This window comes from Patiriisocius sp. 208BN25-11 (assembly GCF_058147145.1).
In genome coordinates this window covers 1-26,080 of sequence record NZ_JBYVJY010000014.1, presented here as the reverse complement: position 1 = coordinate 26,080, position 26,080 = coordinate 1, and the positions used below count along the sequence as shown (strand labels likewise).

Annotated in this window: 18 protein-coding genes and 5 tRNA genes; 22 read left to right on the top strand and 1 reads right to left on the bottom strand. The window is 37.2% G+C overall.

Annotated features, from left to right (window positions below; genetic code table 11):
• Window positions 1-81: 81 nt before the first annotated feature.
• The 21 genes from ACY2RS_RS13740 (at window position 82) to ACY2RS_RS13640 (ending at window position 21,027) form a co-directional block, all read left to right on the top strand.
• Window positions 82-1,656, top strand: coding sequence for an alanine/glycine:cation symporter family protein (locus tag ACY2RS_RS13740; RefSeq protein WP_490099240.1), 1,575 nt, complete (start codon window positions 82-84; stop codon window positions 1,654-1,656).
• Between the two features lie 174 nt (window positions 1,657-1,830).
• Window positions 1,831-2,598 carry a ComEA family DNA-binding protein gene (locus ACY2RS_RS13735; protein WP_490099239.1) on the top strand — a complete coding sequence of 256 codons (768 nt, stop codon included), beginning with the start codon at window positions 1,831-1,833 and terminating at the stop codon, window positions 2,596-2,598.
• A gap of 76 nt (window positions 2,599-2,674) precedes the next feature.
• Window positions 2,675-3,838, top strand: coding sequence for an acyl-CoA dehydrogenase family protein (locus ACY2RS_RS13730; RefSeq protein ID WP_490099238.1), 1,164 nt, complete (start codon window positions 2,675-2,677; stop codon window positions 3,836-3,838).
• Between the two features lie 145 nt (window positions 3,839-3,983).
• Window positions 3,984-5,405 carry a carboxypeptidase-like regulatory domain-containing protein gene (locus tag ACY2RS_RS13725; protein WP_490099237.1) on the top strand — a complete coding sequence of 474 codons (1,422 nt, stop codon included), beginning with the start codon at window positions 3,984-3,986 and terminating at the stop codon, window positions 5,403-5,405.
• A gap of 101 nt (window positions 5,406-5,506) precedes the next feature.
• Complete coding sequence (rpsU, locus tag ACY2RS_RS13720; RefSeq protein ID WP_490099236.1) at window positions 5,507-5,701, top strand: 30S ribosomal protein S21; 195 nt, start codon at window positions 5,507-5,509, stop codon at window positions 5,699-5,701.
• 144 nt (window positions 5,702-5,845) lie between these two features.
• Entirely contained in the window at window positions 5,846-6,736 is an 891-nt protein-coding gene (locus tag ACY2RS_RS13715) for a tyrosine-type recombinase/integrase (RefSeq protein WP_490099235.1), read from the top strand.
• Window positions 6,737-6,955: 219 nt separating this feature from the next.
• Window positions 6,956-7,029 (top strand) — tRNA-Thr (locus tag ACY2RS_RS13710).
• Window positions 7,030-7,154: 125 nt separating this feature from the next.
• A tRNA-Tyr gene (locus ACY2RS_RS13705) sits at window positions 7,155-7,236 on the top strand.
• Window positions 7,237-7,345: 109 nt separating this feature from the next.
• Window positions 7,346-7,418 (top strand) — tRNA-Gly (locus tag ACY2RS_RS13700).
• Between the two features lie 125 nt (window positions 7,419-7,543).
• A tRNA-Thr gene (locus tag ACY2RS_RS13695) sits at window positions 7,544-7,615 on the top strand.
• A gap of 172 nt (window positions 7,616-7,787) precedes the next feature.
• On the top strand, window positions 7,788-8,975 hold the full coding sequence (gene tuf, locus ACY2RS_RS13690) for an elongation factor Tu (RefSeq protein ID WP_490099234.1): 1,188 nt from the start codon (window positions 7,788-7,790) through the stop codon (window positions 8,973-8,975).
• 93 nt (window positions 8,976-9,068) lie between these two features.
• Window positions 9,069-9,141 (top strand) — tRNA-Trp (locus ACY2RS_RS13685).
• 147 nt (window positions 9,142-9,288) lie between these two features.
• Window positions 9,289-9,474, top strand: a complete 186-nt coding sequence (gene secE / locus ACY2RS_RS13680) for a preprotein translocase subunit SecE (protein WP_490099233.1) — start codon at window positions 9,289-9,291, stop codon at window positions 9,472-9,474.
• Between the two features lie 5 nt (window positions 9,475-9,479).
• Entirely contained in the window at window positions 9,480-10,034 is a 555-nt protein-coding gene (gene nusG / locus ACY2RS_RS13675; RefSeq protein ID WP_490099232.1) for a transcription termination/antitermination protein NusG, read from the top strand.
• Between the two features lie 75 nt (window positions 10,035-10,109).
• Complete coding sequence (gene rplK, locus ACY2RS_RS13670; protein ID WP_490099231.1) at window positions 10,110-10,547, top strand: 50S ribosomal protein L11; 438 nt, start codon at window positions 10,110-10,112, stop codon at window positions 10,545-10,547.
• Window positions 10,548-10,565: 18 nt separating this feature from the next.
• On the top strand, window positions 10,566-11,258 hold the full coding sequence (rplA, locus tag ACY2RS_RS13665) for a 50S ribosomal protein L1 (protein ID WP_490099230.1): 693 nt from the start codon (window positions 10,566-10,568) through the stop codon (window positions 11,256-11,258).
• A gap of 14 nt (window positions 11,259-11,272) precedes the next feature.
• Window positions 11,273-11,794: a 50S ribosomal protein L10 gene (gene rplJ / locus ACY2RS_RS13660; protein ID WP_490099229.1), complete on the top strand. Its 522-nt coding sequence runs from the start codon at window positions 11,273-11,275 to the stop codon at window positions 11,792-11,794.
• A 61-nt stretch (window positions 11,795-11,855) separates the two neighbouring features.
• Window positions 11,856-12,233: a 50S ribosomal protein L7/L12 gene (rplL, locus tag ACY2RS_RS13655; protein ID WP_490099228.1), complete on the top strand. Its 378-nt coding sequence runs from the start codon at window positions 11,856-11,858 to the stop codon at window positions 12,231-12,233.
• A gap of 136 nt (window positions 12,234-12,369) precedes the next feature.
• Entirely contained in the window at window positions 12,370-16,182 is a 3,813-nt protein-coding gene (gene rpoB, locus ACY2RS_RS13650; RefSeq protein ID WP_490099227.1) for a DNA-directed RNA polymerase subunit beta, read from the top strand.
• Window positions 16,183-16,275: 93 nt separating this feature from the next.
• A complete protein-coding gene (gene rpoC / locus ACY2RS_RS13645) occupies window positions 16,276-20,577 on the top strand; it encodes a DNA-directed RNA polymerase subunit beta' (protein ID WP_490099226.1) in 4,302 nt (1,433 codons plus the stop codon).
• A 129-nt stretch (window positions 20,578-20,706) separates the two neighbouring features.
• Window positions 20,707-21,027 (top strand): DUF3467 domain-containing protein, encoded by a 321-nt coding sequence (locus tag ACY2RS_RS13640; RefSeq protein ID WP_490099279.1) that lies wholly within the window; start codon window positions 20,707-20,709, stop codon window positions 21,025-21,027.
• Between the two features lie 151 nt (window positions 21,028-21,178).
• On the opposite strand, the gene ACY2RS_RS13635 is transcribed toward ACY2RS_RS13640, so the two are convergent.
• On the bottom strand, window positions 21,179-22,774 hold the full coding sequence (locus ACY2RS_RS13635) for a peptide chain release factor 3 (protein WP_490099225.1): 1,596 nt from the start codon (window positions 22,772-22,774) through the stop codon (window positions 21,179-21,181).
• A 568-nt stretch (window positions 22,775-23,342) separates the two neighbouring features.
• Here ACY2RS_RS13635 and ACY2RS_RS13630 point away from each other — a divergent pair.
• The coding region (locus ACY2RS_RS13630) for an Ig-like domain-containing protein (protein ID WP_490099224.1) at window positions 23,343-26,080 on the top strand (2,738 nt) is incomplete at its 3' end.

Genomic DNA, 26,080 nt, shown 5'->3' with positions numbered 1-26,080 from the left:
TTAACGTTCATTTTCTTGACTTTCGGGTAATTTTTTAGCATCTTGCTTTGCTGAAAATGTAAACTAATCTTAACAACTATTATGAAGAAATTTCTTCTCTCACTATTTACAGTACTATCTCCCATTTTATTATTTGCTCAAGAAGCCCAAGAACAAGGGATTGATGAGGTGATTAATGAAAAATTTGGAAATGCCACAGGATGGTTTGTTCAAGCCATTTTTGCACAAATACCAATTACAGATGAAGTAGGAATTCCTTGGGTAGTAATCATGCTACTTGGTTTTGCAACCTTCTTTACCATTTATTTTAAGTTTATAAATATAAGAGGTTTTGCGACTGCTATAAATGTAGTTAGAGGAAAGTATGATGATATAGATCACGTAGAAGCAGGCGCTTTAAAAGGTGATCTAACACCAGGAGATGATATCCCAGAAACTATTAGAATTGAGGGTGAAGAAGGAGAAGTGTCTCACTTTCAAGCATTAACAGCGGCACTTTCTGGAACAGTAGGTCTTGGAAACATTGCCGGTGTTGCTATTGCAATCACCATTGGTGGACCAGGTGCAACCTTATGGATGATCATTGCTGGATTGTTAGGGATGACTTCAAAATTTGCTGAGTGTACCCTAGGGGTAAAGTACAGAGATGTAGATGCAGACGGAACTGTATTTGGTGGTCCGATGTATTATTTAAAGAAAGGATTGAGTGAAAAAGGAGCTGCAGGATTAGGAAAAGTGCTAGCGGTTTTATTTGCCATCTTCTGTATTGGTGGTTCTTTTGGTGGTGGAAACATGTTCCAATCTAACCAAGCGGCAATCATCTTTAATGATACTGCAGGATTCACAGGAGGTTCTTCAGGATTAATTTTTGGTATTATCATGGCCTTATTTGTAGGGTTTGTAATTATTGGAGGATTAAAACGTATTGCTTCTGTAACAGAAAAAGTAGTGCCATTTATGGTAGGGATTTACCTATTAGCTGCATTTGTAGTGATAGGAATGAACTTCTCAGAAATAGGGCCAGCCTTCGGTAAAATCTGGAACGGTGCTTTTGCTCCTATGGGAGTTGCCGGTGGATTTGTTGGTGTTTTGGTACAAGGATTTAGACGTGCAGCGTTTTCTAACGAAGCAGGTGTTGGTTCGGCTGCCATTGCACACTCTGCTGTAAAAACAAAGTATCCTGCTAGTGAAGGTATTGTAGCCTTGCTAGAGCCATTTATCGATACGGTAGTAGTATGTACTATCACAGCTTTAGTAATTGTAATTACAGGTAATTACCTAGATGCTGGTGCTGCAAATGGAGTACAACTTACGAGTGATGCATTTGCTTCTGCAATTCCATGGTTCCCGTATGTACTTACTGGTGCGGTGATTTTATTTGCATTCTCAACCATGATTTCTTGGTCTTACTATGGACTACAATCGTGGTTATTCCTTTTCGGAAGATCTGAAAGAAATGTAATTACGTACAAAATCGTTTTCTGCTTGTTTACAGTGTTAGGAGCTTCTATCAGCCTAGGAGCTGTAACAGATTTCTCAGATGCGATGATCTTTGCCATGGCGGTACCTAACTTAATTGGTGTGTCGTTATTATTACCAAGAGTAAAAGAAGAAGTTGTAAAATACAGAGAGGCTATCAAGGCTAACAAAAGCTAGATAATAGCAAATATATATGTATAACTCCCCAGTTTTTAATACTGGATTGTTATGCGAAATTTTAAATCCCATTTCGAGTTTGACAACCAACAGCGAAGTGGGATTTTGCTTTTATGCATCCTGCTTGTTGGTTTATTGTTTTTTCTGAAATTTTATAAACCCAAACCCATTAGGGTGTTTGATATTTCTTCTTCGGAAATTTTAGCACATCAGTCTGTGTTAGATTCCTTACGCCGTATCGAAATCGAAAAGAAGAAACCAAAAGTATATCCTTTTAATCCTAATTTTATTACCGATTACAAAGCTTACACGCTTGGGATGTCTCCTAGAGAATATGACAGGCTCTCCAATTTCCGAAGCAAAAATCAATGGATTAATAGTGCTGCAGATTTTAAACGTGTCACTCAAGTTTCAGATAGTTTATTAGCAATCATACAACCTTTGTTTAAGTTTCCAGAGTGGGTTACGAAGTCGACACCGAAAGCTTTCGGGGCGAAAAGAACATTTCGGGATAAAAAGGAAGTAGCATTATCCTACGATAAAAAAACAGATTTAAACCTAGCAACCGAACTAGAATTACAAAAAATCTACGGCATTGGTCCTGCGCTAAGTAAAAGGATTGTGGCGTATAGGGATAAGCTAGGAGGATTTACAGCCGACAAGCAACTGTTGAGCATTTGGGGTTTAAACGACTCGGTAGTGCAAAGAGTACTGCATCGATTTACTGTAAAAACCCCAAAGCAAATTGATAAGATTGCAATAAATCAAGCTTCTGCATCAGACATAGCCACCATCCCAGGAGTGTCATTTGATTTAGCCAAAGAGATATGGGAATTTAGAGTCTTGCACGATACAATTTCATCACTAACATCGCTCCAAAAAATAGAAGGAATGACCGCGAGTAGATATGCTCAAATTGAGTTATATTTGTATATAGATTAAAAATCATTAAAAATTAGGACTTCTAATTTTATTTTTGATAATTTAACCCTGCAATAATTAATATTTCGCAATACAGATGAATTTATACTTTACAGAAGAGCACGAGTTTTTTAGAAAGAGTTTTCAAGATTTCTTGAAAAAAGAAGTCGTTCCACATATAGAAAAATGGGAAGAAACTGGAAGGATAGATCGTTTTATCTGGGAGAAGTTTGGAGAGATGGGCTATTTTGGTTTAGCAACCCCAGAAGCCTATGGCGGGATGGATCTAGATATTTTCTATACCATCATCTTTATTGAAGAATTACAAAAAATAAATAGTGGAGGTTTTGCTGCTGCTATGTGGGCGCATGAATATTTAGCCATGACCCACCTTAACAAAGAAGCAAATGAAGCCCAAAAACAAAAATACTTAGTCCCAAGTGTAACCGGTGAGAAAATTGGTTGTCTTTGTATCACAGAACCTTTTGGTGGAAGTGATGTAGGAGGGATGCGTACCACTGCTGTTAAAGATGGAGATAATTACATTATTAATGGTTCTAAGACCTTCATTACCAATGGGGTGTATAGTGATTATTTAGTAGTTGCGGCGAAAACAGCTCCTGAATTAGGAAATAAAGGAATTAGCATTTTTGTGATGGATAGAGATGTTCCTGGGATTACTGCTACCAAATTAGACAAATTAGGATGGAGAGCAAGCGATACTGCAGAGATTGCTTTTGATAATGTAACCATACCTGCAGATAGTTTAATGGGTGAAGAAAATATGGGCTTCCCGTATATCATGCAGCATTTTGCATTAGAGCGATTGATCATGGGGGTTAACGCGCATGCAAGGAGCGAATGGGCATTAGAATACGCTATCGCCTACATGAAAGAACGAACTGCTTTTGGAAAGCCTATTTCAAAATTTCAGGCCCTGCGTCACAAAGTTGCAGATTTGTCTAGTGAAGTTGAAATGGCAAAAACATTTAACTATGTAACCGCAAAAAGACTAGACGATGGAGAGTATGTAGTAAAAGAAGCAACCATGTCTAAATTGCTATCTACCAAAATTGCAGATCAAGTTGCATACGACTGCGTACAACTTTTAGGAGGCTATGGTTATATGGAAGAATATCCGTTGGCACGAAACTTGCGCGATAGCAGACTAGGACCTATAGGAGGCGGAACCTCAGAGATCCTTAGAGAAATAATTTCTAAGATGGTGATTGATGGTGTGAATTACAAACCAGCCACCTAACATAAGAAATATAATGAACTTGAAATCTTGGCGTTACTATAGAAATGCCAAGATTTTTTGTTTTACAGAGAATGCCTATTTTTATTCGAAATATGAATGCTTCAGGGTAAGCCCCTGAATTTAATAATAACAGATTCCAAATCATATGAACCTACGTAACTTTTCCTTTATAATCTTTTTGTGCTTGTTTGCCGCAAGTGCATCTGCTCAAATAGAAATTAAAAACAAGATTGTAGATTTTGGCACTTTTGCGCCCATAGAAAGTGCAAGTGTGTATATAGCTAATACTACTATTGGTACCATCTCTAACAAAGACGGAAGGTTTTTGCTAAGTGTACCTCAAAAACATGCCAAAGATACCTTAGTAGTTTCGTCTATTGGGTACAAGAGTTTTAAGTCGGTAGTAGATGAATTTGATGGGAGTATGGATATCTTTCTGGAGGAGGACATTGCTTCTTTAGATGAAATATTATTGGTGGCAGAAACAAGGCCAAAAACGGGTAATGATATTGTACTTCGTGCTATTGAAGAATTGCCAGAAACACTGCCCGATAGTGCCTACATTCAAAAAGGATTTTTGAGACATAAAGAACGAAACTCCACAGAGTATAAATGGTTAGTTGAAAGTGCTATTACTTTATATGATGGAAGTTATGATGCTGGTTCTAAGAAAACCCTTAAAATTAATGTAGATGAAACCCGTAAAAGTTACGATTTAAGAGATGTGGATAGTTTGTTTGCCTACACTTCATATCTTAAGAAAAGAACACGTAATAAAAAATTGCGTAAAAACAATTTACGTAGAGATACTATTTCTACAGCTTCCTTAATAAAAGCCATTCGCTGGAATGATGAGCGTGTCAACGGATTGGATAATCTATTTAGAGGAAAAATTAATTTGGTGAGAAATGCCAATGCTAGTAATGCCTTGTTTGGAAAAGATGTGTTAGAAGGCCATCAGTTTAAACTTGACACCGTACTAGTTGAAAATGAAAAAAAATTATACAAAGTTGAAATTTTAAAGGGTTCAGACTTTGTTGGCTTAAATACACCAGATATCTATAACGAAGGTTTTGAAGCCAAAGGTTGGATCTATATAGATTGGGATTCTTGGGCGATAAAAAAGGTGGAGTATCAACTCGTTGCGGCAGCAGACAATCAGAAGAAGCGAAGCAAAAGTTTGTTTGGTACTTTGTTGAATCATAAATTGGTGATGACCTATATGGAGTATGAAGGAAGAATGTATCCAAAGTATATTTACTATGAAACACCAAAGTTAGTAAATGCAGGAGACCGTTCTTCAGACCAAGTAGACAAAGAAGGGAATCCAACACAGGACAAATCAGAGTTTTATTACAATACGGTGCAAGAAATTGTTTTTACGGAGATTATTAGAGACAAAGAGATCATTGCTGAAGAACGTTCCAAACAATGGAGTGAAGATATCTTTTCTCCAAGACCTTATAACCCTGAGTTCTGGGAAAACTATAATGTACTATTAGAGAGTAAAGAAGAAGACAAGCTTATTCGTGACTTGAGTAGAAGAGCAGGTTTGTTTAAGCAATAGGTAACGGTTTTTAATATTTCAGAATAAAATTTCAAAATAATATTTTGTAATAAAAAAAACTGCGTATCTTTGCAGCCCAATAGAGAGGAGGTTATGGAACTATGTTAATTATACCAGTAAAAGACGGAGAAAATATAGACAGAGCGCTAAAGCGTTTCAAGCGTAAGTTTGATCGTACAGGAACTATGCGTCAGTTACGTTCTCGTCAGGCATTCTCAAAGCCATCGGTTGTGAGAAGAAAAGAGATTCAAAAAGCTCAATACATTCAAGGACTTAGAGATGCAGAAGAAATTTAGTATTGTGTTCTGATAGATATTCAAAACCGCTAGCATATTTGTTAGCGGTTTTTTTATTGCTTATTTTTAAAAAGCCTTTGCAAGTTGATGTTGTTTTTTATAAACCTCACCCAATAACCCAATAAACCCAATAACATATAACGAATGCCCTTCAAACCTTTTACAGATTACCTCTTGCTTGAGAAAAAATATTCTCAGCATACAGTGACTGCTTATACCAAAGACTTAGAGCGTTTCTTCGAATTTGTAGCCAATGAGTATGAGCTCAAATCTTTAGCAGCTGTTAATTATAGCATGGTGCGTAGTTGGATTGTAAGTTTGGTAGATACTAAGATTTCAAACAATAGTATAAATAGAAAAGTTTCTTCGCTAAAGACCTATTATAAGTTTTTGCTAAAAACAGGACAAATTACCGAAACACCTTTGGCAAAGCATAAGGCATTAAAGACGGCTAAAAAAGTGCAGATTCCTTTTTCAGAAACAGAGGTTGAAGATGTGCTCGAGCTGTTTCAGGATGCAAACGATTTTGAAAGTGTGCGCAACAAGCTCATTGTCGAGTTGTTTTACAGCACAGGCATGCGTAGGGCAGAGCTTATAGGATTAAAGATTTCGGATATTTCTGAAATACAAAAAACCATTAAGGTCTTAGGGAAACGAAATAAAGAAAGAATCATTCCTTTATTACCCTCGGTGCTTGTAACGATTTTGAGATACAAACATTTCCGAAGTGAACTTACTGCCATACATGCTTCGGAAATTTTATTACTCACCAAAAAAGGGAAACCTATATATGAAACCTTGGTCTATAGAGTGATTACGCAGTATTTTTCTGAAACTTCTTTAAAAGTAAAAAAGAGTCCGCACATTCTAAGGCACTCCTTTGCGACACATTTGTTAAACCAAGGAGCAGAACTCAATGCTGTGAAAGAATTATTGGGGCATGCCAGCCTGGCTTCTACACAGGTGTATACTCATAATAATATTGCAACATTAAAAGAAGTATATAAAAATTCACACCCAAGAAATTCAAAATAAGCCACTTATACCGGGCTTTGTAAACTTCTCGAATTTTTTTTCAAAAAAGCTTTGCGCATATGTATGATTTGAATATTTTTGCGCCCGGAATTATTGCGAATAATTAAATAATTTTTTTAGCAATTTGTTTTGTAGAAAAAATTAAATCTATACATTTGCAATCCGTTAGAAATAGCGGGCTTTTTTGTGGGGATTTTTTCAACATAAAAAAACACAAAAGCCGATGTAGCTCAGCTGGCTAGAGCAGCTGATTTGTAATCAGCAGGTCGTGGGTTCGAGTCCCTCCATCGGCTCTTAAATTTTGAAAAGTTTAGTTTCTATGTTGTAGGTAGAAACACTTGAAGAAGGTCTTTTTGAAACTAGTTCTTTAAAATATTGAATTTCAAATTTTGAACATTGTTCAAAGTATTAAACTTTAGGGGAGATACTCAAGCGGCCAACGAGGGCAGACTGTAAATCTGCTGACTATGTCTTCGCAGGTTCGAATCCTGCTCTCCCCACAATTTTTAATACTGTAAAACTTTAGTATATTTGCACGAAAATTACCAAAAGCATTTATATTTTTTTAGAATTTGAAGGCTTGAGAAATCCTAGTATTTCTCTTTAAAAGCGGGAGTAGCTCAGTTGGTAGAGCGTCAGCCTTCCAAGCTGAATGTCGCCAGTTCGAACCTGGTCTCCCGCTCTATTTTCATCCTTGCAGTTATGTGAGGATATTGTTGTTTAAAGGCGTTTCATCTTAAAATAACAAGAAAATCTTTTGAGTTTTGTTTGGCTTTTAACGGTCAGTCGTAAAACCAGCAATTAAAAGCCGGTGTAGCTCAGGGGTAGAGCGTTTCCTTGGTAAGGAAGAGGTCACGAGTTCAATTCTCGTCATTGGCTCAAAGAAATTGAAATAATGAGTAATTTGAGCAAGGTTGTATATTTCTTGTTCGTTTTATTTCCGTTGAGATCGGTGAGTTCATCCCGATAACTATCGGGACTCGTCATTGGCTCAAAGAATACAGAATTACAATTGAACACTAATATATAACTAAGTTTAAATAAATACAAAATGGCAAAGGCAACATATGATCGTTCGAAACCACACTTAAATGTAGGTACTATTGGACACGTAGATCACGGTAAAACAACATTAACAGCTGCTATTACAAAGGTATTAGCTGACGCTGGATATTCTGAAGCTTCGGCTTTTGATCAAATTGATAACGCTCCTGAAGAAAAAGAGCGTGGTATCACAATTAACTCTTCACACGTTGAGTACGCGACGGCTAACCGTCACTACGCACACGTTGACTGTCCAGGTCACGCCGATTATGTAAAGAACATGGTAACGGGTGCTGCACAGATGGACGGAGCTATCTTAGTTGTTGCTGCAACAGATGGTCCAATGCCACAAACACGTGAGCACATCCTTTTAGGACGTCAGGTAGGTATTCCACGTATTGTTGTATTTATGAATAAAGTAGATATGGTTGATGATGAGGAATTACTTGAATTAGTTGAGATGGAGATCAGAGATCTTTTGTCTTTCTACGAGTATGACGGTGATAACGGACCTGTAATCGCTGGTTCTGCATTAGGAGCATTAAACGGTGAGCAAAAATGGGTTGATACAGTATTATCTTTAATGGAAGCTGTTGATACTTGGATTGAGGAGCCATTAAGAGAAGTTGATAAAGACTTCCTAATGCCAATCGAGGATGTATTCTCTATTACTGGTCGTGGAACTGTAGCAACAGGTCGTATCGAAACTGGTATCGCTAACACTGGAGATCCTGTTGAGATCATTGGTATGGGAGCTGAGAAATTAACTTCTACAATTACTGGTATTGAAATGTTCCGTCAGATCCTTGATAGAGGTGAGGCTGGAGATAACGCTGGTATCTTATTAAGAGGTATTGAGAAAACTCAAATCTCTAGAGGTATGGTAATCGTTAAGCCAGGATCAGTAACCCCACACGCTAAGTTCAAAGCTGAGGTGTATGTATTGAAAAAAGAAGAAGGTGGACGTCACACTCCATTCCACAATAACTACCGTCCACAGTTCTACGTACGTACAACTGATGTAACAGGAAACATTTCTCTTCCTGATGGAGTTGAAATGGTAATGCCTGGTGATAACTTGACAATCCACGTTGATTTGATCTCTCCAATTGCAATGAGCGTTGGTCTACGTTTCGCTATCCGTGAAGGTGGTAGAACTGTAGGTGCAGGTCAGGTAACTGAAATTTTAGACTAAACACTAGTCAATAATAAATAAAGGTAAAGGTGTTCCGTTTTTCGGGACGCCTTGACTTTTATAACGGGTTTAGCTCTTTTGGAGCAATATCCTACGGGTTTAGCTCAGTTGGTAGAGCACTGGTCTCCAAAACCAGGTGTCGTGAGTTCGAGTCTCTCAACCCGTGCAATTTAATATAACTGTGTATCTCGATACGAGAAGTTTATGCTGAGCGTTGCGCTGTTAAGTGCAGAGTCGAAGTAAGTCTCTCAACCCGTGCATAGGCTCTGAAATTTTAAAATTTCAGAAAAAGAAAACATAAATACCCACAACGATGGTAAACTATATAAAAGAGTCGTATAACGAATTAAAGAATCACGTAACGTGGACACCTTGGAACGAGGCACAACGTCTTACAGTTATTGTTGCTGCATTTTCTGTAGTATTAGCTTTAGCGGTTTGGGGTGTTGATAGTGTGTTTAGTAAAGTTATATCTTATTACTTTGAGTTAATTAAATAATAAGCATGACCGATACAAAAAGTACAAAAAAGTGGTATGTTGTTCGTTCAGTAAGTGGACAAGAAAACAAAATTAAGGCCTATATCGAGTCTGAGATTACTCGTTTAAATCTTCAAGATTACATAGAACAAGTTTTGGTTCCAACTGAGAAAGTGATACAAATCCGTAATGGAAAGAAAACAAACAAAGAACGTGTTTATTTTCCTGGTTATATCATGGTGCAAGCAAGTCTTGCTGGAGAAATACCACATATTATAAGATCAATTAATGGTGTTATTGGTTTCTTAGGTGAAGTTAAAGGAGGAGATCCAGTACCATTAAGACAAAGTGAAGTGAATAGAATGCTAGGGAAAGTCGATGAGCTTTCTGTGAAAGATGAAAATGTAAATATTCCTTACACTATCGGTGAAACAGTAAAGGTTGTTGATGGTCCTTTCAACGGGTTCAATGGAACTGTTGAGAAAATCAATGAAGAAAAGCGTAAGCTAGAAGTGATGGTTAAAATTTTCGGAAGAAAAACGCCACTAGAACTAAGCTATATGCAAGTAGAGAAAATATAATTGTTACACGCTATATTATAGATTTTATCTCAGGCTTCCACTTAAGGTAAAATCGACAAATTTTAAATTTAAAAAATGGCAAAAGAAGTCAGTAAAGTAGTAAAATTGCAAGTTCGTGGAGGTGCGGCTAACCCGTCACCACCAGTTGGACCCGCTTTAGGTGCTGCCGGTGTGAACATCATGGAGTTCTGTAAGCAGTTTAATGCTAGAACACAAGATAAGCAAGGAAAAGTATTGCCAGTTGCGATTACAGTTTATAAGGACAAGTCTTTCGACTTTGTAATTAAAACTCCTCCAGCTGCAGTACAAATTCTTGAAGCTATCAAGGTCAAAAAAGGATCTGGAGAGCCTCACGTTAAGAAGGTAGGAACTATTACTTGGGATCAAATTCGAGTGATTGCAGAAGACAAAATGCCCGATTTAAATGCGTTTACTGTAGAGTCTGCTATGAAAATGGTAGCTGGTACAGCGCGTTCAATGGGAATTAAAACAAAAGGTGCTGCACCTTTTTAATAAAAAAGAATCTATAAAATGGCAAGATTAACTAAAAAGCAAAAAGTGAATACTGCGAAAGTGGAGGCTAAAACCTACTCTGTTGCAGAAGCTTCAGCTTTAATAAAAGAAATCTCCAACACAAACTTCGACCCATCTGTGGACTTAGCTGTGCGTCTTAATGTAGACCCACGTAAAGCTAACCAAATGGTAAGAGGTGTTGTAACCTTACCACACGGTACAGGTAAGAATGTGAAGGTATTAGCCTTGGTTACTCCAGATAAGGAAGCTGAAGCTACAGCTGCCGGAGCAGACTTTGTTGGATTAGATGAGTACCTCGATAAAATTAAAGGAGGTTGGACAGATGTTGACGTAATTGTAACGATGCCAAGTGTAATGGGTAAGTTAGGACCTTTAGGTCGTGTGTTAGGACCTCGTGGTCTTATGCCAAACCCAAAAACTGGTACAGTAACAATGGACGTTGCTAAAGCGGTTCAAGATGTGAAAGGTGGTAAGATTGACTTTAAAGTTGAGAAGACTGGTATTATTCACGCAGCAATAGGGAAAGCATCTTTTGATGCAGAAAAAATTGCAGGAAACGCAAGAGAATTATTAACTACGTTGGTAAAACTGAAGCCTCAAGCGGCTAAGGGAGTGTATATTAAAAGTATATTCATGTCCAGCACAATGAGTCCAAGTATCGAAATCGATACTAAAAACTTCGCAGAGTAGCAAAACACAGACTTATGACAAGACAAGAAAAATCACAAGTAATTGAAACGTTAACTGCTCAGCTTACAGAGAATACTACTATTTATTTAGCAGATATTTCTGGATTGGACGCAGGATCAACGTCAAACCTTCGTCGTGCTTGCTTTAAAGCAGGTGTGAAGTTGGCTGTAGTTAAAAACACATTGCTTGCAAAAGCAATGGAGAGTTCTGATAAAGATTTTGGTGAATTACCATCAACTTTAAAAGGAAACACATCTTTATTATTTTCAGAAACAGGAAATGCACCTGCTAAAGTAATTAAGGAATTCAGAAAAAAATCTGAAAAGCCTGTACTTAAAGGAGCATATATCGAAGAAGCTGTCTACATTGGAGACGATCAACTAGATAACCTAGTGAACATCAAATCTAAAGAAGAAGTTATCGGTGATATCATCGGGTTATTACAATCTCCTGCTAAGAATGTTATCTCTGCTCTTAAGAGTGGTGGAAACACACTTTCAGGCCTTGTTAAAACACTTTCTGAAAGAGAAGGATAAGCAACATATTGCACTAATTAAATTACAAATAATAAATTACAATTTTTAAAAACGATAGAAAATGGCAGATTTAAAAGAATTCGCAGAACAATTAGTTAACTTAACCGTAAAAGAGGTTAATGAATTAGCTACTATATTAAAAGATGAGTACGGTATCGAGCCTGCTGCTGCAGCTGTAGCTGTTGCTGCTGGTGGTGCTGCTGCTGGTGGAGACGCTGGTGAGGAAAAAACAGAATTTGATGTTATCCTTACTGCTGCAGGTGGTTCTAAATTAGCAGTTGTAAAACTGGTAAAAGAATTAACTGGTGCTGGTCTTAAAGATGCAAAAGAGTTAGTTGATAACGCTCCATCTCCAATTAAAGAAGGTGTTGCTAAAGACGAAGCTGAGGCTCTTAAAGCTCAATTAGAAGAAGCTGGAGCAGAGGTTGAGCTTAAGTAAGCTTTCCTAAACTCCAAACCTTAAGGTTTAGGTCTTCCGTTTAACGCGGAAAGACCTAAACCATTTTGTGTATATAAAGGTTCCTATATTTTCGAGTATACACTACATAACTTGTTTAACTAAATTCCGTCCATAGATGTCAGCAATGTTAACTGAAAGATTGAATTTTTCTTCTGTTCAAAATAAGCCGGATTACCCGGACTTTTTGGATATCCAAATTAAATCCTTCCAGGATTTTTTCCAGTTGGAAACCAAATCAGAAGAAAGAGGCCAAGAAGGATTGTACAAAACCTTCTTAGAGAATTTCCCAATTACAGATACTCGTAACCAGTTCGTGTTAGAGTTTTTAGATTATTTCGTAGATCCACCAAGATATTCAATTCAAGAATGTATCGAAAGAGGTCTTACCTACAGTGTGCCATTAAAAGCACGTTTGAAACTGTATTGTACAGATCCAGAGCATGAAGATTTTGAAACCATCGTCCAGGATGTATACCTAGGTACAATACCTTACATGACACCATCTGGTACGTTTTGTATCAACGGTGCAGAGCGTGTAGTAGTTTCTCAATTACACCGTTCTCCAGGGGTATTCTTCGGACAATCATTCCATGCCAATGGAACCAAATTATATTCAGCCAGAGTAATTCCTTTTAAAGGATCTTGGATTGAATTTGCTACCGATATCAATAGCGTTATGTACGCATATATCGATAGAAAGAAAAAATTACCAGTTACAACACTTTTCCGTGCTATCGGATTTGAAAGAGATAAAGATATTCTTGAAATATTTGATCTTGCCGAAGAAGTGAAAGCATCTAAAACTGGATTAAAGAAGTATTTAGGACGCAAGTTAGCAGCACGTGTATTGAAAACATGGCACGAAGATTTCGTGGATGAAGATACAGGTGAAGTAGTATCTATTGAGCGTAATGAAATTATCTTAGATCGTGATACTATTCTTGAAAAAGAGCATATCGATGAGATTTTAGATTCAGGTTCAAAAACGATCTTATTACACAAAGAGGATAATCATTTAGCAGATTATGCGATTATCCATAATACACTTCAAAAAGATCCTACCAACTCTGAAAAAGAAGCGGTAGAACATATCTATAGACAACTTCGTAACGCTGAGCCGCCAGATGAGGAAACCGCTCGTGGTATTATCAACAAGTTATTTTTCTCGGACCAGAGATATAACTTAGGTGAGGTAGGACGTTACAGAATGAACAAAAAATTAGGTCTTGATATCGCAATGGACAAGCAAGTGCTTACCAAAGAAGATATCATTACTATTGTAAAATACTTAATCGAGCTTATTAACAGTAAAGCAGAGATTGATGATATTGATCACTTATCTAACCGTCGTGTACGTACCGTTGGTGAACAATTGTCTTCTCAGTTTGGAGTTGGTTTGGCTCGTATGGCACGTACCATCCGTGAACGTATGAATGTTCGTGACAACGAAGTATTTACACCTATCGATTTAATTAATGCCAAGACATTATCATCTGTGATTAACTCGTTCTTCGGAACAAACCAGTTATCACAGTTTATGGATCAAACCAACCCGCTTGCTGAAATTACGCACAAACGTAGATTATCTGCGTTAGGGCCAGGAGGTTTGTCAAGAGAGAGAGCAGGATTTGAGGTTCGTGATGTTCACTATACACATTATGGAAGATTATGTCCTATTGAAACTCCTGAAGGACCAAACATTGGTTTGATATCATCTTTGGCAGTATATGCAAAAGTAAACAACTTAGGATTTATTGAAACACCATACCGTAAGGTAACTGATGGGAAAATAGATCTTAAAACAACACCACAATATCTTTCTGCTGAAGAAGAAGAAGGACAAATGATTGCGCAAGCAAACATTCCTTTAAAAGATAGTGGCTTGATTAATGCGGACAGAGTAATTGCTCGTGAAGAAGGAGATTTCCCAGTAGTGGAACCTACTCAGATCAATTATGCCGATGTTGCACCAAACCAGATAGCATCAATTTCTGCATCGTTAATTCCTTTCTTGGAACATGATGATGCCAACCGTGCATTGATGGGATCTAACATGATGCGTCAGGCGGTACCTTTATTGATTGCAGATTCTCCTATTGTTGGTACAGGTCTTGAAAGACAAGTAGCTTCAGATTCGCGTGTTTTAATTAATGCAGAAGGAGATGGAACTGTTGAGTATGTAGATGCAAATGAAGTAACTATTAAGTACGACCGTTCTGATAAAGAAGGAATGGTAAGCTTTGATAGTGATAGCAAAACATACCAACTTATTAAGTTTAGAAAAACAAACCAAGGAACATCTATCAACCTAAAGCCTATTGTAAAGCAGGGAGATAGAGTGTTAAAAGGACAAGTATTATGTCAAGGGTACGCTACCGAAAAAGGAGAGCTTGCATTGGGTCGTAATATGAAAGTAGCCTTCATGCCTTGGAAAGGATATAACTTTGAGGATGCGATTGTAATTTCTGAAAGAGTAGTACGTGAAGATATCTTTACTTCGATACACATCGATGAATACTCACTTGAAGTAAGAGATACAAAATTAGGAAACGAAGAACTAACTAATGATATCCCTAATGTTTCAGAAGAGGCTACAAAAGACCTTGATGAAAATGGTATGATTAGAATTGGTGCTGAAGTAAAACCTGGCGATATTCTTATTGGTAAGATTACTCCAAAAGGAGAAAGTGATCCTACTCCAGAAGAGAAATTATTACGTGCCATTTTTGGTGACAAAGCAGGTGATGTAAAAGATGCTTCATTAAAAGCGTCTCCATCATTACACGGAGTTGTTATCAACAAGAAATTATTTGCACGTGCAATTAAAGATAAGCGCAAGAGAGCAAAAGATAAAGAAGACATCGCTGCTTTAGAAGTAAAATATGATGCTAAGTTTGATGCGCTTAAAGAAGTATTGGTAGATAAGTTATTTGCTATCGTTGGTGGTAAAACTGCACAAGGTGTTACAAACGATCTTGGTGAAGTAGTATTCCCTAAAGGTAAAAAATACACGCTTAAAATGTTAAATGCTGTAGATGATTACACGCATTTAGTAGGAGGCGTTTGGGCTACAGACGATGAAACCAATGAAATGGTTGCAGATCTAATGCACAACTACCGTATCAAAGAAAATGACTTGCAAGGTAACTTGCGTCGTGAGAAGTTTACCATCTCTGTAGGAGATGAGCTTCCAGCGGGAATCTTAAAACTTGCTAAAATTTATGTTGCAAAAAAACGTAAATTAAAAGTAGGAGATAAGATGGCAGGACGTCACGGTAACAAAGGTATTGTGGCTCGTATTGTAAGAGAAGAAGATATGCCATTCTTAGAAGATGGATCTCCAGTAGATATCGTATTGAATCCACTAGGGGTACCATCTCGTATGAACATCGGTCAGATTTACGAGACCGTTCTAGGTTGGGCAGGTCAAAAATTAGGTCGCAAGTACGCAACTCCAATTTTTGATGGTGCAACACTAGATCAAATCAACGAATTGACAGACGAAGCTGGCATTCCAAGATTTGGACATACGTATCTATATGACGGTGGTACTGGACAACGTTTTGATCAACCAGCAACTGTTGGTGTGATTTACATGTTGAAACTGGGTCACATGGTAGATGACAAAATGCACGCACGTTCTATAGGACCATACTCATTAATTACACAACAACCATTGGGTGGTAAAGCTCAGTTTGGTGGTCAGCGTTTTGGAGAGATGGAAGTATGGGCACTTGAAGCATATGGTGCTTCAAGCACATTGCGTGAAATATTGACGGTAAAGTCTGATGACGTTATTGGTAGAGCTAAAACCTACGAGAGTATCGTAAAAGGAGAAGCAATGCCAGAACCAGGTCTTCCAGAATCTTTCAACGTACTTATGCACGAATTGAAAGGTCTTGGACTAGACATCAGGCTAGAAGAATAAAAAATACGCCCTGTTTCGGTGGGGCTATTTTCAATTTTTCTTCGGAAACATTAGTTTCCAAATCAATAGTTTTAAATTTTATTTTACAGCATTATGGCAAGGAATAATAAAGAACAAGCAGCACCAAAATTCAATAAGATTTCTATTGGATTGGCTTCACCTGAAGCAATCTTAGCAGAATCAAGAGGTGAGGTGTTGAAACCAGAAACAATTAATTACCGTACGCACAAGCCAGAGCGTGACGGTTTGTTCTGTGAGCGAATTTTTGGACCTGTAAAGGACTATGAGTGTGCTTGTGGAAAATATAAAAGAATTCGCTACAAAGGAATCGTATGTGACCGATGTGGTGTAGAGGTAACAGAAAAGAAAGTACGTCGTGATAGAGTAGGACACATCAATTTGGTAGTGCCTGTTGCTCATATCTGGTACTTCCGTAGTTTACCAAACAAAATTGGATACCTTCTTGGATTACCATCAAAGAAGTTGGATATGATTATCTACTACGAGCGTTACGTAGTAATCCAACCAGGTATTGCCAAAAACGAAGAAGGAGAAGAAGTTAAAAAGTTAGATTTCTTAACAGAAGAAGAGTACCTAAATATATTAGATGCACTTCCGCAAGAAAATCAATACTTAGAAGATTCAGATCCAAACAAGTTCATCGCTAAGATGGGTGCAGAATGTTTGATCGACTTATTAGATCGTATCGATCTTGATGCATTGTCGTTCGAATTACGTCACAAAGCAAATAACGAAACGTCTAAACAACGTAAAACGGAAGCTCTAAAGAGACTTCAAGTTGTAGAGGCGCTACGTGATGCAAACAAGAAACGTGAGAACAGAGCGTCTTGGATGATTATGAAAGTAATTCCAATCATCCCGCCAGAATTACGTCCACTAGTACCACTAGATGGAGGTCGTTTTGCAACGTCAGATTTAAATGATCTCTACCGTCGTGTGATTATCCGTAACAACCGTTTAAAGCGTTTGATGGAGATAAAAGCACCAGAGGTAATCTTACGTAATGAAAAGCGTATGTTGCAAGAATCTGTTGATTCATTATTTGACAACACACGTAAGTCTTCAGCAGTAAAAACTGATAGCAACCGTCCATTGAAGTCGCTTTCAGATTCATTGAAAGGAAAGCAAGGACGTTTCCGTCAAAACTTGCTTGGTAAGCGTGTTGATTATTCTGCACGTTCTGTAATTGTTGTTGGACCAGAATTAAAATTATTCGAATGTGGATTGCCAAAAGGAATGGCAGCAGAATTATACAAGCCTTTCGTAATACGTAAGTTGATTGAAAGAGGTATTGTAAAAACTGTAAAATCTGCAAAGAAAATTATAGACAAAAAAGAACCTGTGGTTTGGGATATCTTGGAAAACGTTCTTAAAGGACATCCAGTATTACTAAACCGTGCCCCTACACTTCACCGTCTAGGTATACAAGCGTTTCAACCTAAGTTAATCGAAGGAAAAGCAATCCAATTACACCCATTGGTATGTACGGCCTTTAATGCCGATTTTGATGGGGATCAAATGGCGGTGCACCTTCCATTAGGACCAGAAGCTATTTTAGAAGCACAATTATTAATGTTGGCTTCTCACAATATCTTGAATCCTGCAAATGGTGCTCCAGTAGCAGTACCTTCTCAGGATATGGTATTGGGTCTGTATTACATGACCAAGCTTAAGTTGTCTACAAAAGACATGAAAGTAAAAGGTGAAGGTTTAACATTTTACTCGGCAGAAGAAGCAGTAATTGCTTACAACGAGAAGATGGTAGATCTAAACGCTCAAATTAAAATTAGAACAAAAGATTTTAATGATGCAGGTGAATTAGTGTACCAAATCATTGAGACTACTTTGGGTAGAGTTATCTTTAACCAAAATGTTCCTGAAGAAGCTGGATACATCAATGAAGTATTAACTAAGAAATCTCTTAGAGATATTATTGGTGGTATTCTAGCAAAAACAAGCGTACCTAAAACGGCAGCGTTCCTAGATGCAATTAAAACTTTAGGATATAAGTTTGCATTTGAAGGTGGATTATCATTCTCATTAGGAGATATTATTATTCCATCAGAGAAGTACACCATGATTGATGAGGCCAATGAAAAAGTAGATGCTATTAGAGCAAACTACAACATGGGTCTTATTACTCAAAACGAACGTTACAACCAAGTAATTGATATTTGGACGGCTACCAATGCAGGACTAACCGAGTTATCTATGAAGCGTATTCGCGAAGACCAACAAGGATTTAACTCTGTATATATGATGCTTGATTCTGGAGCTCGTGGATCTAAAGAACAGATTCGCCAGTTAACCGGTATGCGTGGATTAATGGCAAAGCCTAAGAAATCGAACAGTGGAGGAGGAGAAATTATTGAAAACCCTATTCTTTCTAACTTTAAAGAAGGACTTTCAATTTTAGAATACTTTATCTCTACGCACGGTGCCCGTAAAGGACTTGCAGATACGGCCTTGAAAACGGCAGATGCAGGATACCTAACACGTAGATTAGTAGATGTTTCTCAAGATGTAATTATCAACACAGAAGACTGTGGTACTTTAAGAGGTATTGAAGTAAAAGCGTTGAAAAAGAATGAAGAAGTTGTTGAGAAATTAAGTGCACGTATCGTTGGTAGAACGGCTTTAAATGATGTGGTAAATCCATTGACAAAAGAAGTTCTTGTAGAAAGCGGTCAACACATTAATGAAGTAATTGCAGAGACTATTGAAGATTCTCCAATCGAGACTGTAGAAGTGCGTTCTGCATTAACTTGTGAAGCTAAAAGAGGAATTTGTGCACAATGTTACGGTAGAAACCTTGCCACCAATAAAATGGTACAAAGAGGTGAAGCAGTAGGAGTTGTGGCAGCACAGTCTATTGGTGAACCAGGTACACAGCTTACATTACGTACCTTCCACGTAGGTGGTATTGCTGGTAACATTTCAGAAGAAAACAAACTCAAAGTAAAATTTGATGGTATAGCTGAAATTGAAGACTTGAAAACTGTGAAAGGACAAGACAATGAAGGAAACGACATTGATATTGTAATCTCTCGTACATCTGAGTTGAAATTAATCGACAAGAAAACGGGTATAACGTTAAGTACTAACAATATTCAGTATGGTTCAACAATCTATATAAAAGATGGTGATACCTTAAAAAATGGAGATGTAGTGTCGTCTTGGGATCCATATAACGGTGTGATTATTTCAGAATTTGCAGGTAAAATCAAGTACGAGAATATCGAACAAGGTATTACATATGCAGTTGAAATTGATGAGCAAACAGGTTTCCAAGAAAAAGTAATTACAGAATCTAGAGACAAGAAGAAGATCCCAACATTACAGATATTAGGTAAAGGTGATGAAGTAATTCGTAGCTACAACCTTCCTGTTGGTGCCTTGATTCAGGTGGATGATAACGAGAAGATTAAGATTGGTAAAATCTTAGTGAAGATACCACGTAAATCTGCGAAAGCGGGTGATATTACAGGGGGTCTTCCACGTGTAACTGAATTATTCGAAGCACGTAACCCTTCAAATCCTGCTGTTGTAAGTGAGATTGATGGTGTTGTTTCTTTCGGAAAAATTAAGCGTGGTAACCGTGAAATCATTGTAGAGTCTAAGTTAGGTGAAGTAATGAAATACTTGGTGAAATTAAGTAACCAAATTCTAGTACAAGAGAACGATTACGTAAGAGCAGGAATGCCATTAAGTGATGGTTCTACAACACCAGAAGATATTCTTAGAATTAAAGGCCCATCTGCGGTACAGCAATACCTAGTGAACGAGGTTCAAGAAGTATACCGTCTGCAAGGGGTGAAGATTAATGATAAGCACTTCGAGGTGGTGGTACGCCAAATGATGCGTAAAGTAAGAATTGTAGATAGTGGAGACACTACCTTCCTAGAAAATCAATTAGTTCATAAAGACGACTTTATCGAAGAAAACGATAAGATCTTTGGAATGAAAGTAGTTGAAAACGCTGGAGATTCTGAAACATTGAAAGAAGGACAGATTGTTACCGTACGTCAGTTACGTGATGAGAACTCTATCTTAAGAAGAGCAGACAAAACACTAGTAGAAGGTCGTGATGCAGTAAATGCAACAGCAACGCCAATTCTACAAGGTATTACGAGAGCGTCGTTACAGACTAAATCGTTTATCTCTGCGGCATCATTCCAGGAAACAACAAAAGTGTTAAACGAGGCTGCAGTAGCAGGTAAGGTAGATACATTAGAAGGTCTTAAAGAGAATGTAATTGTAGGACATAAAATACCAGCCGGTACCGGTATGCGTAATTATGATACTATTATTGTAGGATCTAAAGAAGAACTGGAAGAAATGACAAAAGAAAAGCAGGAAGTTAATTTTAATTAACCCATAGCTTTACTATATACAAAATCCCGTGACAGCTGTTTCGGGATTTTGTTTTTTAAATCTATTTATAATTGTACATTTATGAATACTACAATAGGTAGTACTTCGGAAATTTTAAAATATAATACAATGGCAGATCAACATAATAACGGTCCTAAAAAACCAAGTATAAATATTGAGTTAGATGCAGATACGGCAGAAGGAATCTATAGTAATTTGGCAATCATTAATCATTCACAATCTGAATTTGTGGTAGATTTTGTGACTATTATGCCAGGTGTTCCAAAGAGTAAAGTGAAATCTAGAATAGTCCTTACCCCTCAACATGCTAAACGTTTTTTAAAAGCACTAAACGAAAATGTAGCTCGATTCGAAAAGCAACATGGCCCAATTAAAGATAATAACCAACCTCAAGTGCCCATTAGTTTTGGTCCTACGGGGCAGGCTTAGAATTAGTTTACAGTATTCAGTTGCAGTTTGCAGAAAAAAATCCCAATAGTTAAAGTTCACTATTGGGATTTTTAATTTTGCCTAATGCCTAATGCCTAATGCCTAATGCCTAATGCCTAATGCCTAATGCCTAATGCTTAATGCCTAATTGTTATTGCTTTTCAAACTCACTCACAAAATGTAATTTCACGTTTGGATATTTGCTTTGTGTCATTTGTAACGTAAAGGCACTGTCGGCAAAGAATACTAGTTGCCCTCTTTTGTCTTTCGCTAAGAACTTAGATTTTACACGCTTAAAGTCTTTAAACTCGTCACTTTTTTCATCGGCAGGATCTACCCAACATGCTTTGTGAACATTTAAGTTCTCATACCTACAGCTAGCACCGTATTCGTGTTCTAACCTGTATTGTATTACTTCAAATTGTAGGGCGCCAACGGTACCAATTACTTTACGACCGTTTAATTCTAAGATAAATAACTGTGCAACTCCTTCATCCATAAGTTGGTCAATCCCTTTTTCTAGTTGTTTGCTTTTTAAAGGGTCTGCGTTATTAATATACTTAAAGAATTCTGGTGAGAAACTCGGAATTCCTTTATAGTTCATTTGTTCTCCTTCAGTAAGAGTATCTCCAATTTTGAAACTCCCTGTGTCATGCAAACCAACAATATCTCCAGGGTATGAAATATCAACTATTTGTTTCTTTTCGGCAAAAAAAGCATTCGGACTCGAAAACTTCATTTTCTTTTTATTTCGAACGTGCATGTAGCTTTTGTTACGTTCAAAAACTCCAGAAACAATTTTTATAAATGCCAAACGGTCTCTGTGTTTTGGATCCATGTTGGCGTGGATTTTAAATACGAATCCAGAAAAAGCATCTTCTTCAGGTTTTACAATTCTAGTGTCACTAGATTTTGGTTGGGGTTTTGGGGCAATTTCAACAAAACAGTCTAACAATTCACGAACACCAAAATTGTTTAAGGCAGATCCAAAAAATACGGGTTGTAACTCACCCTTCAGATAGGCTTCTCTGTCGAAGTCTGGGTATACTTCATACACTAACTCTAATTCGTCCCTTAAAGTTTCAGCAGCATCACTACCAATAAGGTCATCTAAAGTTTCCGAAGCTATGTTAGCTACCTCAATAGTTTCTTCTATATTTTTTCTGCTATCTCCACTAAATAGGTTTACGTTTTTTTCCCAAATGTTATAAATACCTTTAAAGTCATATCCCATCCCAATTGGAAAAGAGAGCGGAGTGACTTTAAGTTGCAGTTTTTGTTCTACTTCATCAAGCAATTCGAAAGCATCTTTCCCTTCTCGGTCTAATTTATTAATAAAGACAATCATGGGGATGTTACGCATACGGCAAACTTCAACGAGTTTCTCGGTTTGCTCCTCAACCCCTTTTGCAACATCAATCACAACAATAACACTATCTACAGCAGTAAGTGTTCTAAATGTATCCTCTGCAAAATCTTTGTGACCTGGTGTGTCAAGAATGTTTATTTTGGTTCCTTCATACTCAAATGCCAATACAGAAGTAGCTACAGAGATTCCACGTTGACGTTCAATTTCCATGAAGTCACTAGTGGCACCTTTCTTTATTTTATTACTTTTTACAGCACCCGCTTCTTGAATAGCCCCTCCAAATAATAGTAATTTTTCGGTAAGGGTAGTTTTTCCTGCATCTGGATGCGAAATAATACCAAATGTTTTTCTTCTATCTATTTCTTTCTGTAAAGACATTTCATGAAATTTTTGATTGCAAAGATACGTCTAGTTTTTAGTTTTTTACTGCCATATTATTGTGTTGTATTGTATTTTATCGAAACTTCATTAGGAAAAATCTTACATTTAAATACGTATTTAAACGGAAGTATATGTATTTTATCGATTAAATTAGCGCATTATCTATTATGTGTTACCTATTTTTTCTTGAAAAGTATATGACGACGACAAGAAAAAGAGTTTTTAATCACTTAAATATTAAGTGGTAGGATAATAGATATTGATGGTTTTTTATTAAATACGTAGAAATATTATAAGTGTTAACAAATTAGTAGTTAGTGTGTTGTGATTGATATTTTTCAATAAAACTGCAACGAATTTTCGTAAGGTACTGACTGTTAGGTGCTAGCAGGCTTTTGTAGGAATTTCTATGATTGAATAGTTTAAAAATCAGCGGTTTAAGGTATTTCATCGACCAAATTAGCAGATTAACTAAAATAATGATTGAAATAATAAAAATTGTAGTAATTGGTGTTACATTCGCCCACTAGAGCCTATACAATATAGTTATTTTAAATAATTACCTATGGAATTAAATAACAATGTTTCCCCTGCACGTAATCTTCTGCGCGCTTTTTTGAATGTTTTCGTTTTATTGTTCTCAATTGTTGCGTTTTCTCAAATAGGAGTGCAATCGCCTTCAATTAGAGGGGTCGTTGGTCAACCTCCAGAAAATCAGCCAGTTTCTTTTCAATGGTCAGACATTCAAGATGTAAATAATAACGGTGATATCGATGCTACCGAAAATAATCGTGCAGCTACGATAGAGTCTATCACAGTTGATGGAGTAATTTTTAACACTTTTGCTGTTCCATCTGCATATCAATTAACCCGTCTTGGAGGTAATGGTAGTTTAGATGCAAGGCACAACCGAAATGGAATTGTATTAAATAGAACCACACCTCCTTTTAGTGGCGAAGTTGTTGGGACTAGTATTACTGCAACTCTTGATATTAATGATAATACAACTTGGGATGATGCTGCAAAAGCAGCTTTTCAAGATCCAAATTTAAATCATTACTTTTCTTCTAATGGTAATGGAGATAATATATGTTTAGATTTTGATGCAGCAAACGGAATTAATGGAGCGACAGAAACTGATGCACAATTACAGACATTATTTTATGATCCTGCAATTCCTTCAAATGCTGGTGGTTTATTAGCGGTTACGGAACGTGGTGGAAATAATTGTTACTATGTTAGAATGGTTGGTTTTATGCCAGGATCTATTACAGAGACTGTTCTTGGAGATACCTTCGTTAGAAATGAAGGAGATCTTCGAGATGGTGATGGTCCAAATCCGCCTACAGATAATTCTGATTATTGGGAATCTGATAGAGAGATTGATAATGGACAATCTATTGCAATAGCCTTGTTTGAGTTAAATAGTGTAGCTCCTACGGGATCCCTTATTACTAGAATCGAATTTGTTTCTGCGACCACTGATGATGGTGATGGGAAATTTTTTATTTTACAGAAATATGCGTTACCTCAAGAAATTCCTGGATGTGAGAATGGAATGATTAATGGAGATGTGGATGATATGAACAATGTTCCAGTGGGTTCTACCTATTCTGTTTTGAGCCAGCCAGTTCCTGCTGGTCAATCTTTTACTTTTAATCCAGATGGTACGTACTCATATATGCCAACCACAGGATATTCTGGAAATGTTGTATTTGAATATGAAGTTTGTTTACCTGCTCCAAATACAGGTATTTGTGATAGTTCAACTGTTACTTTAATTTTTAATCCAAAGCCTCTTAACCCAGAACTTGAAGTTAATTGTAATGCCAATGGAACGTATAATGTTTCAATTACATCACCAATAGGTGCTAATTTTGAATACAGTATTAATAACCAACCTTACCAAATCTCTCCAGATTTCAATAATCTAGGATCTGGAACATATGAGTTTGCTGTGAGGGATATCTCTACTGGATGTGATAACTTACCTGGTGCTACTTCAGTAACTTTGGAGACTCTTATTGCAACTATTGAAGCTGCCTCTGATGTGGATTGCTTCGGAAATGCTAGTGGAAATATAGATGTTTCTGTTTCTGGCGGTTTTCCTCCGTATACCTATACTTGGTCTAATGGAGCAACTACTCAGGATTTAGAAAATGTTCCTGCTGGAAATTATAGCGTAATGATTTCTGATACTACTGGGTGTCTTTTTGAGTTTGCATCTGCTATTATTATTGATGGTCCTGCAGCTGGATTAGCTATAGATCCAGTACTTACAAATGTTGACTGTTTTGGGACTGCCTCAGGTGGTATAGATATTTCAGTAACTGGAGGAACTCCTGGGTATACTTATAGTTGGAGTAATGGAGCAACCTCTCAAGATTTAATAAACGTTGTTGCTGGTGATTACACGGTAACCGTTACAGATGTAAATGGTTGTACCATTTCAGATACATACACAATAACACAACCTATTGCAGCATTGTCTCAAACTAATACAGTTACCAATGTTTTATGTTTTGGAGAAGTAACAGGAGCCATTGACTTAGAAGTTGCTGGTGGAACGCCAGGATATACTTATGCTTGGAATACTGGTGCTACAACACAAGATATTTCAGGACTAGCTGCTGGAAATTATGATGTTACTATTACTGATGCTAACGGATGTACTTTATCAGCTTCCTTTACTATCGATGAGCCATTAGTTGGTTTAAGTCAAACCAATACCATTACAAATGTTGCATGTTTTGATGAATTAACTGGAGCGATTGATTTAGAAGTTGCTGGTGGAACGCCAGGATATACGTATGTATGGAATACAGGCGCAACGACACAAGATATTTCATCATTGGCAGCAGGAGATTACCAAGTAACCATTACCGACGCTAATGGATGTAGACTTGTAGAGAGCTTTACCATTACCGAGCCAACAGAAGGATTAGGAATTAGTGCTACGCAAGTAGATATTCTATGTTTTGGCGATAGTACAGGATCAATAGATGTTACGGTAACAGGAGGAACAGCTCCTTACACGTACATGTGGACCAACGGAGCTACGACACAAGATCTAAGCAATGTTCCAGCAGACACCTACAATGTAGTAGTTACGGATGCCAATGGATGTACAATTAACCTGCCAAATGGTGGAATTACCTTATCACAGCCAGAACCTATTAGTATTGTAATCACCAAAGAAAATGCAACAACCGCACAAGGCTGCGCTGATGGAGAGGCAACTGCTACTCCAGGAGGTGGTGTAGCACCTTATACGTATTTATGGAGTGCTAGTGCTGGTGGTCA